Origin of the sequence: Bathymodiolus thermophilus thioautotrophic gill symbiont (assembly GCF_003711265.1) — a bacterium.
Lineage (GTDB): Bacteria > Pseudomonadota > Gammaproteobacteria > PS1 > Pseudothioglobaceae > Thiodubiliella.
The window spans coordinates 817,064-837,437 of record NZ_CP024634.1; the positions used below are offsets into that span (position 1 = coordinate 817,064).

The 20,374-nt window shown below is 37.4% G+C and carries 26 protein-coding genes; 8 read left to right on the forward strand and 18 right to left on the reverse strand.

Annotation, left to right across the window (positions count from 1 at the left end):
* Positions 1–74 precede the first annotated feature (74 nt).
* Genes MS2017_RS02870 through MS2017_RS02885 form a run of 4 tightly spaced genes read left to right on the forward strand, consistent with a single transcriptional unit; the run spans position 75 to position 2,042 of the window.
* Complete coding sequence (locus MS2017_RS02870; protein ID WP_164707588.1) at positions 75–311, forward strand: restriction endonuclease subunit S; 237 nt, start codon at positions 75–77, stop codon at positions 309–311.
* Positions 312–320: 9 nt separating this feature from the next.
* Entirely contained in the window at positions 321–1,010 is a 690-nt protein-coding gene (locus tag MS2017_RS02875) for a TIR domain-containing protein (protein WP_122951199.1), read from the forward strand.
* A 20-nt stretch (positions 1,011–1,030) separates the two neighbouring features.
* Positions 1,031–1,447, forward strand: a complete 417-nt coding sequence (locus MS2017_RS02880; RefSeq protein WP_122951200.1) for a hypothetical protein — start codon at positions 1,031–1,033, stop codon at positions 1,445–1,447.
* A gap of 4 nt (positions 1,448–1,451) precedes the next feature.
* The gene (locus MS2017_RS02885; RefSeq protein WP_071563695.1) at positions 1,452–2,042 is read left to right on the forward strand and encodes a TIR domain-containing protein; all 591 of its coding nucleotides are present in this window, start codon (positions 1,452–1,454) and stop codon (positions 2,040–2,042) included.
* A 390-nt stretch (positions 2,043–2,432) separates the two neighbouring features.
* Here the strand turns inward: MS2017_RS02885 and MS2017_RS02890 are convergent, their stop codons facing one another.
* Together MS2017_RS02890 and miaA are read right to left on the reverse strand one after the other, a co-directional pair.
* Positions 2,433–3,101, reverse strand: coding sequence for a hypothetical protein (locus MS2017_RS02890; RefSeq protein WP_122951201.1), 669 nt, complete (start codon positions 3,099–3,101; stop codon positions 2,433–2,435).
* Positions 3,102–3,514: 413 nt separating this feature from the next.
* Positions 3,515–4,432 (reverse strand): tRNA (adenosine(37)-N6)-dimethylallyltransferase MiaA, encoded by a 918-nt coding sequence (miaA, locus tag MS2017_RS02895; RefSeq protein ID WP_071563398.1) that lies wholly within the window; start codon positions 4,430–4,432, stop codon positions 3,515–3,517.
* An 83-nt stretch (positions 4,433–4,515) separates the two neighbouring features.
* Between miaA and MS2017_RS02900 the strand changes: the two genes are divergently transcribed.
* The 4 genes from MS2017_RS02900 to MS2017_RS02915 are packed head-to-tail and all read left to right on the forward strand — an operon-like array spanning position 4,516 to position 8,070.
* The gene (locus tag MS2017_RS02900) at positions 4,516–5,526 is read left to right on the forward strand and encodes a CDP-6-deoxy-delta-3,4-glucoseen reductase (protein ID WP_071563397.1); all 1,011 of its coding nucleotides are present in this window, start codon (positions 4,516–4,518) and stop codon (positions 5,524–5,526) included.
* Positions 5,526–5,834, forward strand: coding sequence for a BolA family protein (locus tag MS2017_RS02905; protein ID WP_122951202.1), 309 nt, complete (start codon positions 5,526–5,528; stop codon positions 5,832–5,834). Before MS2017_RS02900 ends, MS2017_RS02905 begins: the two co-directional genes overlap by 1 nt.
* Positions 5,835–5,851: 17 nt before the next feature.
* Positions 5,852–7,378 (forward strand): lytic transglycosylase, encoded by a 1,527-nt coding sequence (locus tag MS2017_RS02910; protein WP_241156951.1) that lies wholly within the window; start codon positions 5,852–5,854, stop codon positions 7,376–7,378.
* Positions 7,375–8,070 (forward strand): hypothetical protein, encoded by a 696-nt coding sequence (locus MS2017_RS02915; protein ID WP_122951204.1) that lies wholly within the window; start codon positions 7,375–7,377, stop codon positions 8,068–8,070. The genes MS2017_RS02910 and MS2017_RS02915 overlap by 4 nt, the downstream gene beginning before the upstream one ends.
* Here MS2017_RS02915 and MS2017_RS02920 read toward each other — a convergent pair.
* The 16 genes from MS2017_RS02920 to MS2017_RS02995 all read right to left on the reverse strand — a co-directional run bounded on the left by MS2017_RS02920 (position 8,045) and on the right by MS2017_RS02995 (position 20,102).
* A complete protein-coding gene (locus MS2017_RS02920) occupies positions 8,045–8,803 on the reverse strand; it encodes a cell division protein FtsQ/DivIB (protein WP_122951205.1) in 759 nt (252 codons plus the stop codon). The genes MS2017_RS02915 and MS2017_RS02920 overlap by 26 nt on opposite strands.
* Positions 8,796–9,713, reverse strand: coding sequence for a D-alanine--D-alanine ligase (locus MS2017_RS02925; RefSeq protein ID WP_071563392.1), 918 nt, complete (start codon positions 9,711–9,713; stop codon positions 8,796–8,798). Before MS2017_RS02925 ends, MS2017_RS02920 begins: the two co-directional genes overlap by 8 nt.
* A gap of 328 nt (positions 9,714–10,041) precedes the next feature.
* Positions 10,042–10,878, reverse strand: coding sequence for a UDP-N-acetylmuramate dehydrogenase (gene murB / locus MS2017_RS02930; RefSeq protein WP_122951206.1), 837 nt, complete (start codon positions 10,876–10,878; stop codon positions 10,042–10,044).
* Complete coding sequence (murC, locus tag MS2017_RS02935; protein WP_122951207.1) at positions 10,865–12,274, reverse strand: UDP-N-acetylmuramate--L-alanine ligase; 1,410 nt, start codon at positions 12,272–12,274, stop codon at positions 10,865–10,867. Before murC ends, murB begins: the two co-directional genes overlap by 14 nt.
* Positions 12,271–12,741, reverse strand: coding sequence for a 2-C-methyl-D-erythritol 2,4-cyclodiphosphate synthase (gene ispF / locus MS2017_RS02940; RefSeq protein ID WP_122951208.1), 471 nt, complete (start codon positions 12,739–12,741; stop codon positions 12,271–12,273). The genes murC and ispF overlap by 4 nt, the downstream gene beginning before the upstream one ends.
* The gene (gene ispD / locus MS2017_RS02945; RefSeq protein WP_071563388.1) at positions 12,734–13,432 is read right to left on the reverse strand and encodes a 2-C-methyl-D-erythritol 4-phosphate cytidylyltransferase; all 699 of its coding nucleotides are present in this window, start codon (positions 13,430–13,432) and stop codon (positions 12,734–12,736) included. Before ispD ends, ispF begins: the two co-directional genes overlap by 8 nt.
* 68 nt (positions 13,433–13,500) lie before the next feature.
* Positions 13,501–13,809 carry a septum formation initiator family protein gene (locus MS2017_RS02950; RefSeq protein WP_122951209.1) on the reverse strand — a complete coding sequence of 103 codons (309 nt, stop codon included), beginning with the start codon at positions 13,807–13,809 and terminating at the stop codon, positions 13,501–13,503.
* Complete coding sequence (locus MS2017_RS02955) at positions 13,806–14,213, reverse strand: RDD family protein (RefSeq protein WP_122951210.1); 408 nt, start codon at positions 14,211–14,213, stop codon at positions 13,806–13,808. Before MS2017_RS02955 ends, MS2017_RS02950 begins: the two co-directional genes overlap by 4 nt.
* Positions 14,210–15,037, reverse strand: coding sequence for a peptidoglycan DD-metalloendopeptidase family protein (locus MS2017_RS02960; protein ID WP_122951211.1), 828 nt, complete (start codon positions 15,035–15,037; stop codon positions 14,210–14,212). The genes MS2017_RS02955 and MS2017_RS02960 overlap by 4 nt, the downstream gene beginning before the upstream one ends.
* Positions 15,015–16,448 (reverse strand): exodeoxyribonuclease VII large subunit, encoded by a 1,434-nt coding sequence (xseA, locus tag MS2017_RS02965; RefSeq protein WP_122951212.1) that lies wholly within the window; start codon positions 16,446–16,448, stop codon positions 15,015–15,017. Before xseA ends, MS2017_RS02960 begins: the two co-directional genes overlap by 23 nt.
* Positions 16,449–16,451: 3 nt before the next feature.
* The gene (locus MS2017_RS02970) at positions 16,452–16,937 is read right to left on the reverse strand and encodes a Smr/MutS family protein (protein ID WP_122951213.1); all 486 of its coding nucleotides are present in this window, start codon (positions 16,935–16,937) and stop codon (positions 16,452–16,454) included.
* Positions 16,938–16,983: 46 nt separating this feature from the next.
* Positions 16,984–17,244 (reverse strand): 30S ribosomal protein S20, encoded by a 261-nt coding sequence (rpsT, locus tag MS2017_RS02975; protein ID WP_071563382.1) that lies wholly within the window; start codon positions 17,242–17,244, stop codon positions 16,984–16,986.
* 51 nt (positions 17,245–17,295) lie between these two features.
* Entirely contained in the window at positions 17,296–17,901 is a 606-nt protein-coding gene (gene hflD, locus MS2017_RS02980) for a high frequency lysogenization protein HflD (RefSeq protein ID WP_071563381.1), read from the reverse strand.
* Between the two features lie 14 nt (positions 17,902–17,915).
* On the reverse strand, positions 17,916–18,983 hold the full coding sequence (mnmA, locus tag MS2017_RS02985) for a tRNA 2-thiouridine(34) synthase MnmA (RefSeq protein ID WP_122951214.1): 1,068 nt from the start codon (positions 18,981–18,983) through the stop codon (positions 17,916–17,918).
* A 100-nt stretch (positions 18,984–19,083) separates the two neighbouring features.
* Positions 19,084–19,638, reverse strand: coding sequence for a reverse transcriptase domain-containing protein (locus tag MS2017_RS02990; RefSeq protein WP_122951215.1), 555 nt, complete (start codon positions 19,636–19,638; stop codon positions 19,084–19,086).
* Entirely contained in the window at positions 19,635–20,102 is a 468-nt protein-coding gene (locus MS2017_RS02995; protein WP_122951216.1) for an RNA-dependent RNA polymerase family protein, read from the reverse strand. The genes MS2017_RS02990 and MS2017_RS02995 overlap by 4 nt, the downstream gene beginning before the upstream one ends.
* Positions 20,103–20,374 lie beyond the last annotated feature (272 nt).

The window sequence follows — 20,374 nt, forward strand, 5'->3', positions numbered from 1 at the left end:
TTAATAAGATTCAGGTCTGAAAAAGATTTGGACATTGATTTTTTTTGGGGTATGTATTTAATAATGTTTTAATATTGAAGGAGTTTGCAAGAAGAGCAACAGGAAGTACGCGGTTTACTTTATCGATTAAAAACTTTAATGAAATTGAGGTATTATTTCCACCACTTGAGGAGCAACAAAGAATCGCTCAAATTTTAATGCTTGCTGATGATGAAATAATCAAATTAAAAAACGAATTAGTCTTTTTAAAAACCCAGAAAAAAGGATTAATGCAACAATTATTAACTGGGAAAATTAGAGTAAAAACATAGGAGAATAGAATGGGAAAGAAAGTTTTTGTGTCATATAAGCATAGCGATAGTTCAGTTCAATCTCTAACTAGATATTGCAATAATACGGTTCGTGATTATGTGGATTATTTAATAAATAACACTTTAAAAAATGATGTTTATAAGGGTGAAGGGGATGAAGATTTAAGTGATTTCAAGGATGGTACGATTGAAAATCATTTAAAAGATAAAATTCACGATAGTAGCATTACAATTGTGTTGATTTCTCCGAATATGAAAGACCTTTATAAAAGTGAATCAGACCAATGGATTCCATGGGAAATATCTTATTCACTTAAAGAGATAACGAGAAGTGATAAAACAAGTCATACCAATGGCATATTGGCAGTTGTATTGCCAGATATGAAGGGTAGTTATGATTATTTTCTTGAAGAAGGCACTTGTATTGCTTGCAACTCTAGTACAACTAAAACTAACATCTTATTTCAAATACTTAGGGAAAATATGTTTAACGGTAAAGCATTAATTCCAACTGATTGCCCTAATTGTGATTCGTATGCAGAGAGGGGAAGGTCTTATATTGAATCTGTTAAATGGGAAGATTTTATCTCTAATAAAGATTTTTATTTGGATAAAGCAATAGAAATAATGAATGATAGAAAATCTTACAATATAACTAAAGAAGTTCAAGATAATAGTTATGAAAATACAATTTTTTAATAAATTAAGGGGCTGTAATAATGGACGATAAAGAACAAGTAGTAAAACATTTAGAGATAACGCAAGGCGTGGTTAATCGCCTAGCGGGCAATTCTTTTTCTATTAAAGGTTGGAGCATGGCAATACTAGCGGCAGCTATCTTGTTTATTGCTAGAAGTAACGGGGAATATTCAGAGTATCTTATTTTAACTTTCCTTGTTCCTATTTTTGGATTTTGGCTGTTGGACGGGTATTTTTTATGGCAAGAGCGATTGTTTAGAGGGGTTTATGATGATGTTAGGCAACAAGAAACAACGGATTTTAAAATGAATATTCCCGCACAATTTAAAAAGGTTGATAACAAATGGAGAGATTCAGTTTGCTCATTGACGCTTTGGATTTTTTATAGCGTTGAGGTTGTTTTTATTGTGGTGGTATTTTTTATTTTAAAAGGTTAATGAGATGAGAAAAGTATTTTTTAGTTTTGCCTGGGAAGACATTTGGCAGGTTAATCAAGTGCGTAATAGTTGGGTTGCACAAGGTCGTAAATTTGCTGGTTTTATAGATAAGGCAAAAATAGAAAAATTAAAACTACAAACAGATAAAGAAATAAAGATGTGGATAAATAAGCAAATGCACGGCACTTCTGTTACTTGTGTTTTAGTTGGAGAAAATACTAATAACAGCAAATGGGTTAAATATGAAATAGAACAAAGTATAAAATTCAATAAAGGGATAGTTGTTATTTATATTCATAACACAAAAAACAGTAATGGCGACATTGGAAAAGTCGGAGAAAATCCTTTGAGTATTTATAAAAAAACACTTACAGAAAAGTTTGGAAAATCTATTTTTTTAGGCGGTGCAGTAGGAGTTTTAGCTAGATTTTTTCCACCAACTGCACCAGTTGCATGGGCATTATTAGGGGTGTTTACAGTTTGTCAATTATTTAAAAGCGAAGAGAGTTATAGGGTTTATGATTGGATTGAAGAAGATGGGCGTAATAATTTGAGTGATTGGATTGAAGGGGCCGCCCAACAAGCAAAGCGATAAAATAAACCAAACTTCAAAAAAAATAAACGAAAAACACCTGTAACAAAATATCACTGCTTTATTTAAGAGCAATGGGTTGGTGCATTTTTTTTGGCAGCATTAAATAAACTGGATAGACGAAGAATTAAATTTTTTAGAGATGAAATACCGCTTTCATTTAGTATCCTCGTTGTCGTTACTGCCGTATGGGGATATTTGCCTAGTGGTTTACATTGTTATTAACTTAAATAGAGGCGTATTACCTTTAAAGCCTTTGACAACCTTTTAAAATTCTTCTAAAACTAGAGACCTCTGTATAAATATAAACAATCGTCAAAAATTCACTTTTCACCCATTTGGCAAAAAGTGAATTTTGCTAATCATCCATATTTATACAAAGGTCTGAACTAATTAGAGTATGCCACCATCAAAAATATGTTCAAGAGTACTTACGGCTGGTATGGAATCAATGACTTTGTTTACTACTTCTCCAACATTGTCTCCTTCAATAATATGCTTAACAGCACCCACGACTGGCACGATTTTGAGAGCGTCGTTTGCTATTTCTCCGGCGCTTTTTCCTTTAATTATATCGTCAACAGCCTTAACTTCAGGAAATACATCCGAAACGCCTAATTCATCATGGTAAGGCGTTGATGAATCGGTTGATTTATCAGAGTGATATGCTGGTTCGGTGGTTAGGGCTGCGCCGATATTATCTATATAGGTTGAATGTTCGGCTAATTTAAATTGAATATTTGCTTGCTTACTCCAGTTGTCCTGGAAGTGGGCACCATCATTGTCACTTTTAACATTGTGGGCTAATATCTCATTCAAGGCTGTAAGATCAAAGCCAATTGAACTTTGCATGTTTTTGGTGTTAAATTCTATCGTTATATATTTTGATGACCCGTCGCCTTCGGTATGCATAATGCCCTTGAGTCCTGTGTAGTCGTCTAATTGTATGATGCTGTCAAGTGCAAAGCCTTCTATTGCGCAAACATCCTCGTTCATTTTTAATGTTATTACCAATTTATTATTTGTTTGGGTTAGGCTGAAATTCTCTATTCTTAGTCTCATTTTACTTCTCCTTGTTATAATTTTATTTGGTTTTGTTTTTAAAAAAATTGAATAGTACTTATTTACTATACCACAAAAGTAATGCAGTTTAAAGTCAATATGAATAATTATCCAAAAAAATTCACCTTTCACCTACTTGGTCATTTTTTTTAGCGACACCCAGCAACTCTCATGGGGGTAAGACCAACCGTAGGGAACGGTTTGTAACCGTTCCCCTCCTTGCTAGAACAAGGTTTAAAGAAATCGCCAATTAAGTTATAGCGCTATACAATCACCTTCTAGGAGGGCAAAAATTGAATTTTGCCAATCATTCATAATTTATGCAAAGACCTTATTTTGCCTATATTTTGTCGCATTGCTACCCTTTAAAGTTATGCCATTTTCAAATATCACCTAGGCACAAAACCATGGCATTACGATTGAATAAAATCTATGGCGGCTTGTATATCGCTTTTTTCTAAAACCAGTGCATCGGTTTCACTTTTGAGCCAAGTGCTTTGGCGTTTGCAGAGTTGGCGGGTGGCAATGATGGCTTTTTCTATTAGGGTTGTTTTGTCAATTTCATTGTTGAGGTATTGCCATGCTTGGCGGTAGCCGACGCAGCGGATGGCGGGTAGGTCTTCGTGGAGGTTTGGGTTTTGTTTTAGGGTTTGTACTTCTGCTAAGAAGTTGTTTTCCATCATCGATAAAAAGCGGGTTTCGATGCGTTGGTGTAATTCGGCTCGTGCGGGCATGAGGATGATCTTTTTGATGGGGTGATTGATGCCGGATTGTTTGTTGCCTTGTAATTCACTGAGGGTTTTGCCGCTGAGTGTAAAGACTTCTAGGGCGCGGGTGATGCGTTGTGAGTCGTTTGGGTGGATGCGGCTTGCGGCTTGTGGGTCGATTTTTTTTAAGTTGTTGTGTAGTTTGCTGGCGCCTTTGTCTTTAAGGAGTTGGTTGAATTTTTCTTTGGATTTTTTGGTAGATTCTGGTAATTTGGAGAGTCCGTGTTCAAGTGCGTTAAAATAAAATGAAGTGCCACCGACTAAGATAGGTATTTCCCCTTTGTCAAAGGCGATTGCTATTTGTGCTTTGGCATCACGCACAAAATCAAAGACTGAGTAGGCGTTTTCTGGATTGCAGATGTCAATTAACTGATGTGGGTATTTTTTTAGGATGGCTTTACTGGGTTTGGCGGTACCGATGTCCATGCCTTGGTAAATGAGTGCGGAGTCAACGCTAATAAGTCTTGCTTTGAATTTATCTGCTAATTGAATAGCCAAATCGGTCTTACCTGAGGCGGTAGGACCCATTAAAAATACAATAGTTTGGTGTGGTGTTTGTAGCATAAAAGGACTTTAAATTACTAGGCATTAACAGAGATAACCTACATTATAATACCAGTCTTCATAAAAATCTCATAAAATAAACAATGTTTACAATTGAAAACCAGATAACTGGCAAAATTTTCAGAACTGATGGCGATAGTGCCATTTTAGAGGATGCATTAATTCATGGCTTAAATTTCCCCTATGGTTGTCAAAAAGGTTTTTGTGGCAAATGCAAGGCGACGATTATTGAGGGCGAAGTGGGGTACAAAGGTGATGTTCCGAACGGCATTACCCCTGAAGAGGTGGCTGATGGAATGGCGTTATTGTGCCAATGTTATGCTAAATCTGATGTGGCTTTGGCGGTTAATGAGTTGGACAGTGTGGCGGATATTGAAGTGAGAACGCTGCCCTGTAAGGTGCAAAGTATTGAGCGTTTGAATCATGATGTGGTGCAGATATTTTTAAAAATTCCGCACGCTGAATCGTTGCAATATTTGGCGGGGCAGTATATTGATTTAATTCATCCTGATTTTGAGCCTCGGGCGTTTTCTATTGCCAGTGCACCGAGTAATGATGGTTTGATAGAGTTGCATGTGCGTTTGGTTGAAGGGGGTAAGTTTACGCATTTTATTTTCAATCAATTACAGGAAAAATCATTGTTGCAACTAGAAGGACCAAAAGGGGATTTCTTCTTTCGAGAAGACAGTAAAAAACCTGTTATTTTGATGGCTGGTGGCACAGGGTTTGCCCCGATTAAATCCATTGTTGAGCATGCAATTTCTACTCAACTTAATCGAACGCTTTATATTTATTGGGGGGTGCGTGACGAGGTGGATTTGTATATGGATTTACCGATGCAGTGGGCGAATGAGAACGATAATATTCATTTTGTGCCAGTGTTGTCACAGCCCAATAAAGATTGGCAGGGTAGAGCAGGCTTTGTGCATAAAAGCATATTGGCGGATTTTGAAGATTTAACGGGGTATGAAGTGTATGCTTGTGGGTCGCCAGATATGGTAAAGTCTGCGGCCAAAAGTTTTGTGGAACAAGGCATGATTAAGGATAATTTCTTTTCAGATGCCTTTGTTTTCGCTTTTACAGGGAAAAAATAATGAATACTATGCAACAACACTTAACGGATCAACTGACCACGGCACTGAGTCCAATGCATTTGGAGGTAATTAATGAGTCTAATAACCATTCTGGACCTGCGACTGAGTCACATTTTAAATTGGTGGTGGTGAGTGATTATTTTGCTGATCTTAAATTGATTGACAGACATCGCTTTATCAATCAATTATTCAAAGAAGAGTTAAATCACATACACGCTTTAGCGATGCACACTTATACGCCAAATGAATGGCAAATGAAAAACGGTGCGCCCAATTCTCCACAATGTGCAGGGGGTTCAAAATTTTAAAAAAAATAGCTTTTTTATTGTTATTTATCTTAAGTGCTTGCGAGTCGCAAGAGGCCATTAATGTAGACAAAGAAGTAACCGATGCAGCATTTTGGGCGGAAATAGAAGAAATTGACAATCAAGAAACTAAAGCAGATTTATGGCGCTATATTTCTAGCAAACATACGCTAAAAGCACGCAATTCAAAGGATTTATACTGGCATATTAAATGGTTTAAGGACAATCCTGATTATCTTGAACGGGTAACAAAACGAGCTGAGCCGTATTTACACTTAGTAGTTCAAGAGGTAGAGAAGGCGGGTTTGCCGATTGAAGTGGCATTGTTACCGATTGTTGAGTCGGCTTATTATCCGTTTTCTTATTCACATGGCACGGCTTCAGGTTTGTGGCAATTTATTCCCGGTACTGGAAAATTATACGGTTTGAAGCAAAATTATTGGGTGGATGAGCGCCGCAGTGTCATTCATTCAACCCGTGCGGCGGTGAGATATTTGAAAAATTTACATACCTTGTTTAAGGGCGATTGGTTGTTAGCGCTTGCCAGTTATAATTCTGGGCCAGGTAGGGTGCAAAGAGCGATTAAAAAGAATAAAGCCAAAGGTAAAAAAGCAGATTTTTGGCACATTTCCTTACCCAAAGAAACCAAAGGCTATGTACCCAGATTGTTAGCGGTGGCAGAGTTGATTAAAAATCCAGGTAAATATGGACAAACAATTACTTTTGTTGCCAACCAACCACAAGTTGAATCGGTGCACCTATATTCGCAATTAGACTTGTCGCTTATTGCCCAATGGACAGGATTAAGTTTAGATCAAATTTACACGCTTAACCCTGATTTGAACCGTTGGGCAACGCCAGATACCACTCATTATGAGTTATTATTGCCTATTGACAAGGTGGCAATTTTTAAGCAAGCGCGTGCGAATTATCCCAAGAAAAAACAGTTAAATTATAAGCGCTATACGGTCAAATCAGGTGACAGCCTCAATAAATTGGCAAAAAAATTCAATTCCTCAGTGGCTTATATTAAGAGCATTAACCACTTAAACGGCACAAAAATTCAGCGTGGGCAAAAAATCATCATTCCCATCCCTAAGAAAGCAGACAATTATTACACCCTGTCTAAAAGTCAACGCAAAATACAGCGATTTAACGCTAAAAAACACGGTAAAAAAGTGACGCACAAGGTTATTAAAGGCGATAGTTTGTGGCTAATATCTACTCGTTATGGCGTGCCTACAGAGAGTATTATCAAGTGGAATCATTTGGCCAATGCTACCAAAGAATTAAGAATTGGGCAAAAACTCATCATTTGGCAAGTGCCAAAACTTCGAGCATCACAACTAGAAAATATTACCAAAATCGGCGTAAATGTCAAAAGAACGATTGTTTATCGTGTGAGAAAAGGCGATAATTTATCACGCATTGCACATAAATTTGGTGTGCTTGTGTCGCAGTTGCGCAAGTGGAATAAATTGTCTGCCAAAAAGCCATTAAAAATTGGCAAAAAACTTAAAATTATTAAACCCATAGTGAAACCATGAATCAATTACCTGTTAATAAAATTATCTTTGCCAGCTTTGCCTTTGTCTTAATGAATTGGAGAAAGATTGTTGAAATATCAATCTTGCCATTGTTGTTGTCGTTGCCGTTATTGACTTTGTCTGCTGAAATTATTGATTTTCTCAATATTTTCACGGAAAAAAGTGCGGTAAAAACTGAAGATATTCAGCTTCCTAGTGGCATTGTTGCTTATGCATTGTTGTCCTTATGTGGACATATTAGCTTGTCAATTAATATGTATCGATTGGTGATTTTTGGTGCTGACAGTGTGTCGTGGATGCCGATTTTTAAGTTGCGGCAAATTGTTGGTTTTCTTGGGCTAACTTTTTTTATTAATTTGGTAACAGGTCTGCCATTGTTGTTCGCTGATCTTATGTGGATACATCTTGCGGTTTCTTTTTTCCTTGTCCCGATTTCATTAAATTTTATTAATATTGCCACCGACCAATCTTTGAAATTTAAGTGGGAAATAAGTGTTATTACACAAGTGAATTTATTCTTTTTACAGATTTTATTGCCGTTGTTAAGTGCAATGGCGATAAATTTCTTAATATCCAGTACCGGATTACCGGATATAATTAGCTGGATAGTTAAAGTGATTGTTTTTTATTGGACATTAATTAATTTAGCGTTGTGTTATCAGTTAATCACTCAGTCGAATACTTCAAAGTAAAGCCTTTTGGGTAGCGCATATCAAAGGTGGCTTGGTTTAATTTCTTGCGTGATATTTTCTTTTTAAGTTCTTGGTAAACTTTTAGAAAGCGTGCTAACCGTTGCTGTTGCTGTTGGTATCCTAAAATGACCGTGACATTGGGTTCAAATGTGAGTCGCTCAATGTGTGTTTTAGTGAATGATTTAATGGGTATTTTCTTTGTTATTTTTTGGTATTCTTGATAGTTTTGATAAAGTTGAGAAACGGTTTTTTGGTCTATTTTGGTGCGTGCTAATACGGCATCAGAAACAGTCATTTCCTTAGGTATAAACAGCGTGCCATTTTTGGATATATATCCTGTGCAATTGGGCTCGTCGTTTGTCTTGCAGTCTATATTTTCCCAACGCATGGCGATTTGTCGGGCATCAATGTTAATTTTAATGCGGTTAAAAAATAATGGCTCGGCGGTGATGGATACTTTGGCAATCCATGGTTGATTTTCTAATGCTTGTTGAATTTCATTGGTGTTGAGTTGGTATTCGTTTTTAATCAATGGGTGTATGATTTTTTCCAGCATGATTTGGGTCATGGGCAATTCGGTGTCAATGTGCCATTTAATTTCTGCTTTGAGAAAACCTGTGTCAATGATGGTTTTGGCGCCCCATGCCCCAAGACTTAGCAGAATAAGAAAAGCGCAGATTTTGGCAAGGAACTTAAGTCGCTTGGTTGATAATTTTTTGCGTTTTCTAATCATTGATAATTTTTAAAACCAGTTGCTTGAAACTTAGTCCAATTGCCTTGGCAGCCATTGGTACTAACGAGTGAGAGGTCATACCCGGTACGGTGTTAATTTCTAATAAATAAGGACTGTTGTTTTTGTCTACAATGAAATCAATTCGCCCCCAAGTCTTGGCATTCATGACAGTAAATGCCTGCATGGCAATTGCTTGTAGTTGTTGTTCATCTGTATTTGACAGTCCACATGGGTGGAAATATTGGGTGTCATTAGCATGATATTTTGATTCATAGTCATAAAATTTACGCTCTGTTTTAATTTGAATAACCGGTAATGCTTTGCCATTTAGAATTGAAACTGTGTATTCATTACCTTCAATCCATTGTTCAACCAATGCAGTATTGTCATATTTAAATGCCAGCGTAAGCGCCTTTTCTAGGGCATCAATATGATTTACTTTGCTAATACCTATACTAGAACCCTCAAGAATCGGCTTAACTGCCCAAGGCAGTGGAAAATCAATCTTAGGTATGTCGCCACCCATTTTAACCAAAATAGAAGGAGACAGTGGCAAGTTATGTTTTGCCCAAATGGTTTTCGTTGTGGCTTTGTTCATACACTGTTCAGAGGCACTGGCGTTTGAGCCTGTATAAGCAAGTTGGCGGTTTTCTAATTGCTGTTGAATGTAGCCATCTTCGCCACCACGACCATGTAGAACAATAAAGGCCTTGTCAAATTTTTGCTGCCAAAGTTGCTCTAAATTATCACCTTGCCAGTCAAATTTAAAGCACTGTATGCCTTGATTTTTTAAAGCCTCATAAACGGCATTACCACTGTTTAGAGAAACTTCTCTTTCGGCTGAATTGCCCCCCATTAATACGGCGACTTTTTGCCATTTTAAAGGCTTGGCAGGTGTTTGAATTTGCATAGGTGGTTGATTGTCCTTAAGTGTGTTTCATTATATTGGTCATTTTCTAATGTTTTTTTGTTGTTCTTATTTTAATATGAGACCTTTGCATAAATATGGATGATTAGCAAAATTCAATTTTTGTCCACTTGGTAATTTTCTTAAATTTTGTCCTGGCAGGGCTAAGGCTAGGTTTAAAAAAATTACCAAGTGGGTGAAAAGTGGATTCTTGATGATTATTTATATTTATGCAAAGGTCTCAATATGGTGCAATGGCATTCAACCGTATTATCTGGGCACAGTAATGCAGTTAACAAAACGCCTGCGTTTACCATGGGCGTTCTTTTGTCTAGCCTATTATGACCACTTCGGTTTCCAGGTCAATATTAAAGTTAGATTTTACAGTTTGTTGAATGTGTGTAATCAAGCGTTCAATGTCGCTCGCTGTGGCGTTGCCTTGATTGATAATAAAATTGGCGTGCTTGTCCGAGACACAGGCATTGCCAATGCAAAAACCTTTTAAATGACTTTCTTGGATGAGTTTTGCAGCGTGATGATTGGGTGGATTTTTAAAGACACTGCCGCAACTTGGCAATCCAATGGGTTGTAAATCATTGCGTTTTTTAAGCAAAGCCTTGATGTCTTGTGGTTTATCTGTTTGTGCCAATCTCAAATTTGCCCCAATAAAAATCTCATTTTGATAATGAGGCGTTACTTGTCGATAAGCAACATCAAACTCGGCAACATTACGCTTAAACACCTTACCTACTGTATTAATGGTGGCAACAGAATCAACCATAGACCAAAAATCCGAGCTAAATGCACCCGCATTCATTGCCAATGCACCGCCGACATTACCGGGAATAGCACTCAAAAATTCAGCGCCGTTTAGCTCTTGAGATTGGCAAAAACGAGCCAATTTTGCCAGCGTCACTCCTGCTCCTGCTTGAATAATATTGTTTGTTATATTCAGTTGATTAAGTTGAGTGAGTTTAATGGCAACCCCTGCAAAGCCTTGGTCACGAACCAGTAAATTACTGCCCAATCCTAACATAAAGATGGGTTTTTGGTTGTTTTTTAAAAAATGAGACAAGTCATCAAGGGTGTGGGGGGTAAAGAAATCTTGCACCACGCCGCCTGCTCTGAGTGAGCAGTGTTTGCTCATCGGCTCATTATGACTTAGCATTGATTAGCAACCCAATTAAAGTATGAATGTCGCCAGCACCAAGCGTTAGCACCACATCTCCGTTTTTAACAATATTGGGTAATATTTTTAGTGCTTCATCGGTACTCTTAACTACGATTGGGTCTAATGTGCAGCGTTGGCGAATACTGTTTGCCAGTGTGCTGGAATTGATATTGGCAATGGGTTGTTCGTTGGCAGGATAAATATCAAGCAAAATCAGCGCATCCACTGTGGACAGGGCATGTGAAAAATCATCAAACAAATCGCGCGTGCGTGTGTAGCGATGTGGTTGGAAAATAACCACCAAGCGTTTGTTTTGATAAGTATTTCTCAGGCTTTCAAATACCGCCATAATTTCATTCGGATGATGGCCATAATCATCAAATAAAATCACTGATTGATTGCCAATCGTTAGAGTGCCGTGATAATCAAGACGGCGCTCAACCCCTTTGAAACTTTTTAGCGCTTGCTGGATAATGTTAATATTAATATCCAATTCACAAGCCACGCCAATGGCTGCCAAAGTGTTAAGTATGTTGTGCTTACCAATAAGATTCAGTTCAATTTTAAAAGATTGTTTTTTGGGAGTGTGAATAACTTCGAAGCACATTTTTCTATCGGTTTGACTGATGTTATTTGCTTGGACATCAACCCCATTAGAGAAACCAAAAGTAACCAAAGGGCGGTGAATGCTATTGAGTATTTTTTTGACACCAGCGTCATCGCCACATAAGACACAAACGCCATAAAAAGGCAGATTGGAAGTGAAACTAACAAAAGCATCGGTGAGTTTTTTATAATCATTGTCATAAGTACTCATATGGTCTTGGTCGATATTGGTAATGACGCTCAACATCGGTTGTAGGAGCAAAAAAGATGCATCAGATTCATCGGCTTCGGCTATCAAGTAATCGCTTTCCCCCAGTTTTGCATTGATGCCGTTAGAATTCAAAATACCGCCGATAATATAAGTTGGATCAAGTTTGGCAGTATGTAAAATATGGGCAATTAAACTGGTGGTAGTGGTTTTTCCGTGTGTGCCTGCCACTGCAATGCCAAAGCGAAAACGCATAATTTCTGCCAACATTTCTGCTCTAGGAACAACGGGAATGTTGGTGTCGTGAGCCTTGATGAGTTCTGGATTTTTTCCATTAATCGCACTGGAAACAACCACCACATCGGCATTTTTTACATTGTCTTGATGGTGTGTGGTAAAAATCTCACAGCCTAATTTTTGTAAGCGTTCAGTAACAGAACTTTGATTAAGGTCTGATCCTGAAATTTGATAACCAAGATTGTGCAACACCTCGGCAATACCACTCATACCTGAACCACCAATGCCAATAAAATGAATGTGTTTGATTCTAAAATTGGAGATATGGCGTAAATTGTTCATATTTTTGCAACGCTGATAATGCTGAATGCCTGAATACCTTCACCTCTGCCGAAAGCCGTCAAACCTTCGCCTGTGGTAGCAGTGATGCCAATATCGTTGGGTTGAGTGTGGGTTAAATGGGCGATATTGGCTTTGAGTTGTTCAATTTTTGGGGTAATTTTAGGCACCAAACATTCAATGGCAATGGCAATATGGATAATTTTCCAATCGCCCAAATCATGCAATGCCAATTTTAAATATTGCGCACTATCAGTAATGCCTTGTTGGCAAAGTTCATCAGCTTTAGCGCCCAATACATTCACCCCAGTGACAGAAGAAATGGCGTTGGTGATTGAATGCAAAATGACATCCGCATCACTGTTGCCTTTTAATCCCTGAGGGTGGTCAAATACAATGCCACCTAAGATCAATGGCTTATTTTTGATATCAAAAGCGTGGGAATCTTGCCCCAGTCCAGTTTTAGTCATGGCTTTTAAGATAAAAGTTAGCCAGTTCCAAATCTTCTGGTGTGGTTATTTTCAGATTGCTTTTACTGGCAGAAATTAAGACAGATTCTAAACCCAAATGTTCCATACTACTGGCTTCATCGGTAATCATTAAATTATTTTTTATCACATTCTCTAAGGCCTTGGATAATACGCCAAAGCGATACATCTGGGGTGTTTGTGCCTGCCAAAGTTTAGACCTATCCAAAGTGCCTTCAACGATATTCCCACGAGATTGCTTGATTGTATCCACCACCTGAGTCGCCAACAAACCGCCGACAGGGTTGTCTTTAAGTTGCTCAATTAATTTTATTACCTCATTGGCTTTAATACAAGGTCTAGCGGCATCATGCACCAGTACCCAATCCTCATCTTGGGCAAAAGGACGCAAAACATTAAGTGCCGAAATAACCGAATGAAAGCGTTGTTCACCACCAACAGCAGTTGCCAACAGTTTTGTGTGATTTGCAAAAGTTGATTTTTTAAATTCTGTATCATTCTGCGCAATAGCCACCACGCAAGCCTTAATTTGCGTCATACCTAACAAAGTCTCTAATACCTGATCAAGCACGCTTAAACCGTTTTCCAACTTCAAGTATTGTTTGGGTTTTTCAGCATTCATCCGCACACCAATACCACTGGCGGGGACAATAAGAAAACATTGATCAGTCATGCTCAAAATTATACCTATAAATTTTTCCAATAAGCACAGCTTATGTTATGCCATTTTCAAAAATGGCATTATGGTAATTTGGTAATTTGGTAGTAGCGTTCACTTGGTTTAATTAGACCAAACCGGTAGCGGGCTTGGGATTCTAAGATTTCCATATCAACTGCGTTTTTTGCTTGTAATTCGAGGATTTTTATTGTATTTTGTTGTTTTAATAATTGATTGATTTTCTCATTTTTGTCAATCATGGCTTGCTTTTCCAATAACGAAGATGGAAATTGATTGATTAAAAAATTTTGACGGATTAGGATTAACAATATAGCGGCAAGCATAAGGGTGATCCAGTATCGATAGACAAAGTCAAAGTTTTTTTTAATCATAAGTCTTTTATTAATTTTGTGTTTGAAAGACGGTCGTGTAAGGCAAGATTGTCTTTGTTGAATAATTGATAAACAAAGCCAAGTCCTAGCGTTGAAAATGACACAATGGATAAGACAAAACGAATGAGCGCCTGTTGATGGGTGATATTTTTGTTGTTATTTTGCACGATATGGAATTTCCAGGCTTTCATGCCAAGGGTTTGTCTGCCTTTAACCCATGACCAAGCAAAATAAAAATAACTGGTTAATAAATACACTAAAAACATCCAGCCATTTACTTGCGCTTGTTTTTCAAAAAATATAATAAGCAGAATGCCGACAATAAAAAATGCCAACGAAAAAGCTAAGAAAACATCATAAGTAATGGCGCCCAATCTGCGCAATAAAGAGACATTTGATTTCATTGTTGACCCAGTAATAAATTTGGATTTATGGCGGTGCGATTGAGGTAAACACTCCAATGTAAGTGTGGGCCAGTTGAGCGTCCACTTTGTCCAATTTCACCAATAATTTCACCTTGTTTAACCGATTGCCCTTGTTTAACCAAGTGTTTATTGAGGTGAATATAGGCGCTAATTAACCCTTGCCCATGGTCTAAAAATATGGTCTTGCCGTTAAAGAAGTATTCCCCTATTAAAATCACTCTGCCAGCAGCGGGCGCCTTGATTGGTGTGCCAGTAGCGCCTGCGTAATCAAGCCCTGTGTGTGGTCTGCGTGCTTCTCCATTGTAAAATCGTTTGAGCCCAAAAGGGCTGGTGGTAATGCCATCAACAGGGCGAGTGAATATGCCTTTGGACAGGGATTGAGTGGAAAAAGTGGTTCTGGCTTTTGATAGAATAGGGCGCTCTTTGTTTATGCGTTTTGTGTGTGCCAAATTGGGATTGACATATTTTTTCTTTTTTCCTTTTAAGGTAATGCGTTGCTCTTTATAAGTGTGTGTTTTAACTTCAAAATCTAAGGTTTGAGTGGTGAAACCTTGTATGGTAACCGACTTTTTTCCAAGTTTTTCTAGTAATGGAATGCCGATTAATACTTGCCAATGATTGTTTTTAATGTGTTGCACATATAGAGGTGTGGTGTGATAAAACGCTTTTGGATTGGGGTGATTGCTTTCAAAATCAATCACTGCAATGCCGCCAAGAACGGGCGTGTTTTGGATTGCCACACTTGCCCACAAAACACTCGGCAATAATAACAAAATAAGGCTAATTTTTTTTAAACTTTTCAATTTTTTTTACCTCAGAATAAAGGTTACCATCACCCAATCGGGTATTTATCAATGTGCCTATTTTAACCTGAGCAACAGAGTCCAGTACTTGATTATTCTCTAACATAGAAATGCTGTAGCCACGAGAAAGCGTGTTTAACGGTGAGAGGTGGTGAAGTCCTGCGCTGTGTGCGGCAAGTTTGTATTTTTGTCGCTCAAGGCTGTGGTGTATTGCTTTTTTCAGGGTTTGAGTTAGATTAAATAAATCTAGTTGTTGTTGGGCGATGGTGTGTTGAATGTGGTTATTTAATTGTGTTTTTGCTAATTGATTCAGTTGTTGTTTGTGCTTAATGCTGGCGATTGGCGAGTGTTGTTTTAATTGCTCAAACAAAGTATTGAGTTTGCCTTGGTTTAAATTAAGTGTTATTTTTGCCTGATAATTTAGACGCGTATTTAACTCATCCAGTCTTTGTGAGAATACATTTAGTTGTCGATTAAAACTTGGCATACCTAGGCTTAACTGCTTGAGTTGTTGCTGATAATTATTCAAAGTTTGTTGAATGTGTTGCGTTAAATTGGCGTGTAGTTTGCTAAGTTTGCTGAGTAATTCCAGTCTGTCTGGCGTTGCCAACATCGCTGCTGCACTGGGTGTGGGTGCACGCATATCGGCAACAAAATCGGCAATGGTAGTGTCAGTTTCATGCCCAATGGCACTGATAATTGGGGTGGTGGCTGCAAATATGGCTCTTGCTAAGATTTCTTCATTAAACGCCCATAAATCTTCTAACGAACCGCCACCTCGTGCCAAAATTAACACATCACATTGTCCGTATTTATCAGCCGCCTGCACAGCTTGTGCCAGTTTTTTTGCCGATCCTTCGCCTTGCACCATACAGTCAAATAACAATATTTCAGCAAAGGGATAGCGTTTATTAAGTACCTTGATAATGTCCTGAATAACCGCACCATTAGATGAGGAAACAACGCCAATGGTATTAACTTCTACAGGCAGGTGTTTTTTGTGTTGTGTATCAAACAAACCTTCATCACGCAATTTAACTTTGAGTTGCTCAAAAGCAGCTTGTAAATTGCCCACCCCCACAGGTTCAATACGGCGAACAATTAACTGAAAATCCCCCCGTGCTTCGTAAAGTGTCGGTGCTGCTTGTAACAACACTTCCATACCATTTTCTGGAATGAATTTAATATGGCGCTGACTTAGGCGAAACATAGCGCAACGAACTTGCCCTTTGTCGTCTTTTAAAGAAAAATACCAATGTCCCGAGGTGGGGCTAGAAAAATTAGAAATCTCACCGCGCAACCAGCAAATTGGGATGTTATTTTCAATGGTTGAATGACACAGTGACAAGAAGTCAGATACTGAGTAAATCTCATCGGTATTAAAATCAAGTTCGAAATCAGGATGTAGCATATTTTATTTTTTTAAGAGCGCAAAAACCGCACCCGCACCTCCATCTTTAGGTGGGCAAGAATGAAAGGCTAATACTTGCGGATGTTGCTTGAGAAAATTTACCACCTGTGTTTTGAGAACGCTCATTCCATTATCAGAGCGATATCCTTTGCCATGAATAATATGCACAAAACGCTCAAATTGATGATGATACATAAAATTCGACAAAGCCACACATGCCTTTTCTGTTGTGTATCCGTGTAAATCTATACTTGCCGCATTGTCAATATGACCCTGTTTCATAATATTCATTTGCTTGTTCGATATACCGCTTTGCGCATAATAGACAATTTCTTCACCTCCGATTGCCCCATCAAGAACAAAACTGTATGCTGTAAATGCTGGAATTTTTTCAACCTTGTTTATACGCTGGGCATCATCTTTGTCCATTAACACCTCTGTATCAACAGTTTCTCTGAATAATTGTTTGTCTTCGTCATTAATACACATAAAAAAGCCCTCAACCGAGGGCTTTATTATAAGCAATATAACTAAATTACAGGGCTTTAATTTGTGCGTTAAGGCGAGATTTTTTTCTAGCTGCTTGATTTTTGTTCATCAAGCCTTTGCTGACTGCCTGGTCAATCTCTTTTTGCATTTTGGCAAAACCACCTTGTGCCTCTTTTTTATTGCCATCTGCTAAAGCATAAGCAACTTTCTTGATGAAAGTGCGAACTTTGGCACGAATTTGAGAATTGTGTTTGTTGCGTTTGACTGCTTGTCTTGCGCGTTTTTTAGAACCTGCTGAATTAGCCATCGTATGAAGTTGATTAATGAATAAAAAGGCATAATTATAAAGTCTAAAGGATTAAAAGTCTATAGTATTTATTAATTTAAGTGTTTGTTTTTTATTAAATAGCAAATGCCAAGTTTTTCCCCCTTGCGATTTCCACAAAGATACTGCCCGAATACCCGCTAATAACAAGGCTCTAATGTGATTAGAAGTGTGTGCGTTGGACAAATAAATTTGCGCCCCATTTACCATAATGGTTGGGTTTAACTCACCTAAAGTGGATTTGTAAAGTTCAGCCAAGCGTGCCAGAGAGTTAGAATGACCAATATCGAAAAAATCTTGTTTTTTGATTGTCTCTATTTCAGTTGATATTTTTGATAAAAGCACTTTATTTTTCATTAATTTCTTCTCAAGATTAATGAGTGCTAAAGAATAAAGGGTAATATTTTGATTATTTTTCATCCCCTTGCTAAAAACAATTTTGAGTGAATTAAGCCCAACAGATAAATCTTTTGGTGAATCAAAAATATCTTTAACATTTGTGCTATTAGTCACAAGGCTCTTTAAACTTGCCTCATTACTTTGACTGTCGCAAACACCTGTGTGTGCCAATTGGTCAACCAAAGTGGCGCTTTGTAATAAGGAGGCTAGTGCCAATGTTTGTCGGTGTAATTTATTCATAACGGTATTCAGTTTTATTTTCTATGTTCAATAATGGCACCACCTAAGCAAATATCCTTGTCGTAAAAAACAACAGATTGCCCAGGGGTAATGGCGCGCTGTGGCTGGTTAAATGTAACTTCAATTTCTCCATTTTGTGCGTTAATCGTGCAATCTTGCGATGCTTGACGATAGCGTATTTTGGCACTACATTTTAATGGAAATGTGGGCGTTGTTGTTATCCAATGTGGAATTGAGGCACTTAAAGATTGATGATATAGCAAAGGATTATCACCTTGCACAACGATTAATTCGTTGCTATCCAGTCGTTTATCAGCCACAAACCAAGGTTCACCTGATGTACCAAAACCGCCACCAATTTCCAAGCCTTTGCGTTGACCAATGGTATAAAAAGCCAACCCTTGATGGTGTTTGATAAATTGTCTATTTTCATCAACAATATCCCCTTCTTGCTTGGGTAAATAAGTTTGCAAAAACTCAGAAAAATTGCGTTCACCAATAAAACAAATGCCCGTGGAATCTTTCTTATCCGCAGTAATAAAGCCATTTTTTGTGGCAATATCACGCACCTCAGTTTTGTTGATCTCACCCAAAGGAAAAAGGCTTTTTGAAAGTTGATATTGATTCAAAAGATGCAAAAAATAACTTTGATCCTTGCCATTATCCAGCCCAGTTTTAAGCTGAAATACGCCATCTATTTCCTTAATCCTGGCATAATGCCCCGTCGCAATTTTGTCCGCACCTAACGATAAAGCATAGTCCAAAAAAGCCTTAAATTTGATTTTCTGATTGCACAACACATCAGGATTAGGCGTGCGACCTTTTTTATGCTCTTGTAGAAAATGTGCAAACACATCCTCCCAATAATCCGCCGAAAAATTAACCGTATGTAATATTATCCCCAACTTATCAGCCACTTTTTGCGCATCAGACAAATCCTGCTCTGCCGTACAATGCCCATCCTTATCATCTTCTTCCCAATTTTTCATAAACAAAGCCTCAACCTCAAAACCTTGTTCAAGAAGTATATGAGCCGCTACAGAAGAATCCACCCCACCCGATAATCCGACAATTATTTTCATTGGTTGATAAAGTTTTGTAAGTCTAACTTGAATTTATCGACACCTGCTTTATTGCTTTTAGTTGCAAATTCAAAGATTTTATTTTGCAAATGCTTTTCTTTCATTGCTCCCATATTGCTTTCCCATTTGTGTTAGGCTTATTATTATTACCGTATTTTTTTCTTAGTTTGTTTAGAAAATTCTTATCCATTGAATTTATATAACTAACAATGCCAAATACTTTGTGGATTTCTCCATTGGGTGTGATTACCATTCCCAATATTTTAACCCTAGATTTCTTAGAATAGGTTTTTGTTTTGTTGTGACTAATTTTCAATTTTTGGTCAAACATGCTGGCTAAAATATCTTCTACTGTTGATTTTACTTGTTTAATATTTGTGTCGTTGCTTGAAAATATTAAGTCATCAGCGTACCTGCTGTAAGTTATTTTTTGTGGTTTGCATTGGCTTAATACTGCTTGATCAAATTTAAGTAATATTGAGTTGCTCAATCTGCCCGAAGAGGAAAATCCAAGTGGTAAAGTGCCTTCAAATGTCATTAATTTGACGATATTATCTTTAGGGCACCTCCAAAAATCCCAATACAATTTATGAAAAGTATAAAACAGCACCTTTTTCATCCAAAACTTCATTAAATAGCGGGCTATTCTCCTCATTTTTTGCTAAAAAATACACTATTTTCTAATTCCCCTAAATCGCATTGGGGTTTCTGGAGGCGTCCTTTATATTGCTCTATATCTGTTATGGCTATATTGCCCTTGTTTATGTTGTGTTGTATTGTCGCCATTACATCAACACTTTGAATGCTACCAAAAAAATTAGAAATATCGGTAGAAAGGAAATATTTATTGTTTTTATGTGGCTCAAGGCAATTGCGTACAGTTGTATTTTTTGCGTATGAAAAACATACGGAGGCATTATAATCCAGTTTATTTACAACAAAAACATTAATAAATTTATGGAATTCCGTTAGTTTTTTATTGACTGATAATACAGTTCTTTGATTGAATTGATGTTGAGTAATGTGATCTTTAACATTGGTGTTAATAAAATCTTCAAAAGAATATTTACCATGGAAGTAAAGGTTAAATATTTCTTGAAATGGTTTTTTTTTGATCATAAATTGGTTGGCGTTTTTTTAAAATGCCTAATGTTGACTTCTTCAACATTAGGCATTTAAAAATTAATAATAACCGCTTAGAGGTTAAATTTTTATAGACTGAAGATACTTCTGGTCATTTAACTTAAATTGAATTATATCAAAGAAGTAATTTAATTGCAACTTTTAAGGCCTTTGCATAAATATTAATAATCATCAAGAATCCACTTTTTACCCACTTGGCAATTTTTCAAACCCAGCCTTGGCTTTGCTAGGACAAGGTTTGAAGAAAT